The following is a 3,949-nucleotide window of genomic DNA, read 5'->3' as shown; positions in this document are numbered from 1 at the left end:
GCGACCTCGCCGCCGGCACTCTGGCGCAGGTCATCCCCGAGACATTCGATGGGAAACAGGACTTTTTTCTGCTGGCGCAACGCCGGTCCAATCGCCATCCGGCGACCGAAGCCGTGTTGCGGTGGCTTTCGTCGAAGGCCGCACCGTAGCCTCGGGCCTTTCCGGAGGCGCCATGCACCTGGTGCCGCCTTCTTGCGCACACTGTCGGTCCCTGGACGTTCTGTCGGTAATGCTTGCTCGAATGGCCGCTTCCGCCAGATGCTGCAGAAGCGCTACCGCACCTGCAAATGGCCGGTTTCCGCCCTATTCATCCGTAGCTCCTGGCTGGGAGCGCGTGTGACTTCGTCGGCAGCGTCCGTGTGGGCCTGTTCCGTTACGCGACACAGAGCCTGTCCGAACGGCGCCCTGCGCTATATCCATCCGCAAAAGGTGACGGGGAACGAGAATGCAGACGGATATCGCGATTGTCGGTGGCGGACTTGCGGGGCTTTCGCTCGCAGCACGGCTTAGCCTTGCCGGCAGGGATTTCCAGTTGTTCGAAGCGCGCGATCGTCTTGGTGGACGGATCTCGGCACTTCAAACGGCTCAGGGCGCTGTCGATCTCGGGCCATCGTGGTTCTGGCCGGGCCAGCCGCGCATGACAGCGCTCGTCAGCACACTGGGTCTTCGGGTCTTTCCCCAGTTCGCGCAAGGCGACGTCTGCCTCGAAGATGTAACAGGGCGAGTCCATCGCGGCGCAGGATACTCTTCGATGGCAGGCTCCTTTCGCATCGCGGGCGGCATGGAGGCCATTGTCGACGCCCTCGCCGCCACCCTGCCAGCAGATCGCCTGCACCTTTCTGCGCGGGTGGAGAGCATCAGCCGGACCGGAGGTGTCGTGCTGGCGAGGGGCGTGTCATGCCAAGCGGACCATGTCGTCCTCGCCGTGCCGCCCCGGATCGCCGCCGGGCTGACCTATGATCCCCGCCTCGACCTCGACATGCGCACCGCCCTGACGGCCATCCCCACCTGGATGGCCGGCCAGGCCAAGTTTGTCGCAACCTACGACCGGCCCTTCTGGCGCGATCTGCATCTGTCCGGCGATGCAATGAGCCACTGTGGCCCGTTGATGGAGATCCACGATGCCTCGGGGCCCGATGGCACCCCCGCAGCGCTGTTCGGCTTCCTTGGCACCCCGGCCCCGCATCGTGCGGGACGCGCGGGTGAGATCGAGCAGGCCGCACTCGACCAACTTGCCCGCCTGTTCGGCCCCGCCGCGCGGACCCCGATCCGCACCGCCTTGCAGGACTGGGCCTTCCAGCCGGAAACCGCGACCGAGGACGATCTGACACCTCCGTCCACGCACCCGGACTACGGTTTGCCCCCGCGCCTCTCCGGCCTCTGGGAGGGACGACTGCATTTCGCCGCGACCGAGGTCGCTCCCGAGATGGGCGGCTACCTTGAAGGGGCGCTGGCCGCCGCAGAGGCGGTCTCGGCGCGGCTTCAGGCCGCAATTCCGACCCTGTGAGTCCCACCGAACGGGAAGGGGTGCGCCCGGCATAAGATTTGTTGGAAGTGGCAGGCGAGGATGACGCTCGAGAACGTCTTGGCCATTGTCTTGATGAAGGTGAGCTTCAGAAGAGACCCGCCTTGCGCCTCACGAACCGAGTCGCACTCTGCATCACAAAGTGATTTCCGCAGCTCCGGAGTTGACACCATATCCTAATGTTGTTATATATTTCTAAGTATTTTCAACAACTTAGCTAAGAATCCTACCGCCCCAGCCAATGCACCAGAAAAAATCCATACCTCCCAATGGGATAGCCGATGATCAATCGGCCAGCCTCCCGTCTGCACGTCGCGGTGCTTCACATGCTGCTTCACATTGCGCTTCACATCGGCGCGGCGGAGCAGGACGAAGATGGGGCCTTCACCTCGTCCGCAGAAGCGGGATCTTCCATTTTCGCCGGCGTTGGCCGGAGGCCCTGAGACGTCTCGGCGCCCCGGAATTTTTGTCGGTATCACTTCGGACAAATTTCCTCTCTGTCGCAACCGAGCGCGCCTGCAGCCTGCGGGCCGCGCTCTCGATCGGAGAACGGAATTTGATTGCCGAGCTTGAGACCAAACAGCTCTCCCCGGGCCAGGTGAGTGCTTTCCTGCGCGAGATGGTCCGCAGGGCCGTCGTCGGCATGCTGGAAGCTCAAGACGCGCCCGCCGCCGCCCCCGAGCTGCCTGAGGCGAGACTGGCGACACTCGAGGCGCAACAGGCCGAGATCAGGGACGCCCTGCGTCAGAGGAATTGGACGCCCACGAAGGCCATCGCGCCCCACGCGGCCCTCGAATTCGGCCTCACCGAACCCTCGACATCAAGTGCGAGAATGAAGATGTTTACGCGATGCGGCGCACGCTTTCCTCGAAGTTGCTGCACGCTGGCGTAGACACTGGCGTCCGCCAGAGAATCCTCGGTCATCTCGAAGGTACGACTGTCGACGCGCATTATTCCGACGACGGGCTGGCGGAACTCAAGGAGATCCTTGATCGCGTCGACTATGGCCTCCAGATTGGCCATGATCGTCGGTTCGGCTTCCCCGTCATTACGGGCTGCGCGAGATCACTCTTGCCGACGGCGGCCATTGAACTCGCGCTGCAAGAAAATGGGGGCGTCGGGGCAATCCGCATCCTCGACACCGACACAGAAGAGGTTCTTTTCCAAGCCAGAGTCGCTGGCGCGAAACTTCCGTCAACGAGCGAATATGCGAGCGCGCCCGAGGCCAAAAAGTCGGATTGCGCCGCGAAGCTGCGGGAATACCAAACCTCCCATGAATTCCTCATGCCCGGCAGCGAAGAGGCCGTTGAAGCCATAGAGCATCTCCTAATTTTCGCTGAGCCCACTCCTTCGGCCAGTGATGACAAAGAAACCGCCCATGGCTCTGTCGACCTTTCGAAGCCGCCTGCCCCCGCGATGCCGACCTCATCCGGCGATGTCGTCGACCTCGCCCCCGGTAGGATCGTGCTGTGCGACCCTTCGCAGGCCTCTCACGCCACGGCAACAAATCCGCAGCAGCCGGGCCTCATTGTAGCCGAAAAGCACCTGGCCGGGCGCCGGTATCTCGACATTGCCATCGGCAAGCGAGCGGCAACCGGCGCGCCGCGCCCCTGGCAGTTGGTTCTTTCTTCTCGAGGGGATCTCGAAACGGCACAGCTGCCCGCCGCGACGTGGTTCGACATGCGGCGACGCATCCTGATCGAGGCCGGTGACGTCCAACACCTCGGTGATCCGCTGGGTTGTGTCGAGTCGAATGCCGAGTTTCGCATCCGGGAACATCTCCAGGCCGCGGGCGACGTTTACCCGAAGCCTCTGACACAGGGCGGAAGTCGGTGAGACTGCGTTTCACGACAGCCTCAGACGCGACCGGACGCTCGATCGCCGTAGACGTCGGCCACCGTTGGGGCAACACGACCTCCCTTGCCGCAAAGACAACTCCCTCGCTCGAAATCGGGTACTGCTTCAGATTGATATGTTCGATCGCGGATCGCGAAACACAACCCGCCCGCCACGTTGGCAGGATCGGTCAGAGGGAATAGTATCGAGTTTCGACCAATGAGGATAAAGCCTTGCCGACAACGCACTTCAGTAGAGAGACACGGCAGATTCTGGACCAGGCGATACGCCGGTTCGGCAACCCGGCCCACGCCCGCGAGTGGTTTCTGACAGAACCCCTGCCCGGATATGCCGGAAAGACCGCAGCCCAACTGGCGGCGCAAGGTCATTTCCAAGCCGTGCTCGACTACTTTGACGCCGTAGATGCCGGTGTCCATGCGTAGAATGCAAAACGCATCCATAATCGCGCCGCGTCAGGCGCCGGCGCGACAGGCCCGTGAACCGCGCCGGGTTTGCCGGAGGCTGATTTCGGTTAGTTACGCGGCCATGTCTTCAGTTTCCAGCGCGGCGTAGAAGTTTGCCTCGGCT

General features: G+C 62.9%; 4 protein-coding genes. All 4 read left to right on the top strand.

Features of this window, described 5'->3' with window-relative positions; all coding sequences use genetic code 11:
- Positions 1 to 445 precede the first annotated feature (445 nt).
- Positions 446 to 1,507, top strand: a complete 1,062-nt coding sequence (locus tag BLV97_RS20435) for a flavin monoamine oxidase family protein (protein ID WP_035841447.1) — start codon at positions 446 to 448, stop codon at positions 1,505 to 1,507.
- A gap of 259 nt (positions 1,508 to 1,766) precedes the next feature.
- Positions 1,767 to 2,417 (top strand): DUF6538 domain-containing protein, encoded by a 651-nt coding sequence (locus tag BLV97_RS22070; RefSeq protein WP_373296468.1) that lies wholly within the window; start codon positions 1,767 to 1,769, stop codon positions 2,415 to 2,417.
- On the top strand, positions 2,375 to 3,361 hold the full coding sequence (locus tag BLV97_RS20425) for a site-specific integrase (protein ID WP_035841443.1): 987 nt from the start codon (positions 2,375 to 2,377) through the stop codon (positions 3,359 to 3,361). Before BLV97_RS22070 ends, BLV97_RS20425 begins: the two co-directional genes overlap by 43 nt.
- A 233-nt stretch (positions 3,362 to 3,594) precedes the next feature.
- Entirely contained in the window at positions 3,595 to 3,804 is a 210-nt protein-coding gene (locus BLV97_RS20420) for an MbcA/ParS/Xre antitoxin family protein (RefSeq protein WP_051645997.1), read from the top strand.
- The last annotated feature ends 145 nt before the right edge of the window (positions 3,805 to 3,949 follow it).

Source organism: Allgaiera indica (genome assembly GCF_900106675.1).
Classification (GTDB): domain Bacteria; phylum Pseudomonadota; class Alphaproteobacteria; order Rhodobacterales; family Rhodobacteraceae; genus Acidimangrovimonas; species Acidimangrovimonas indica.
This window is presented reverse-complemented; position numbering and strand designations above follow the sequence as displayed.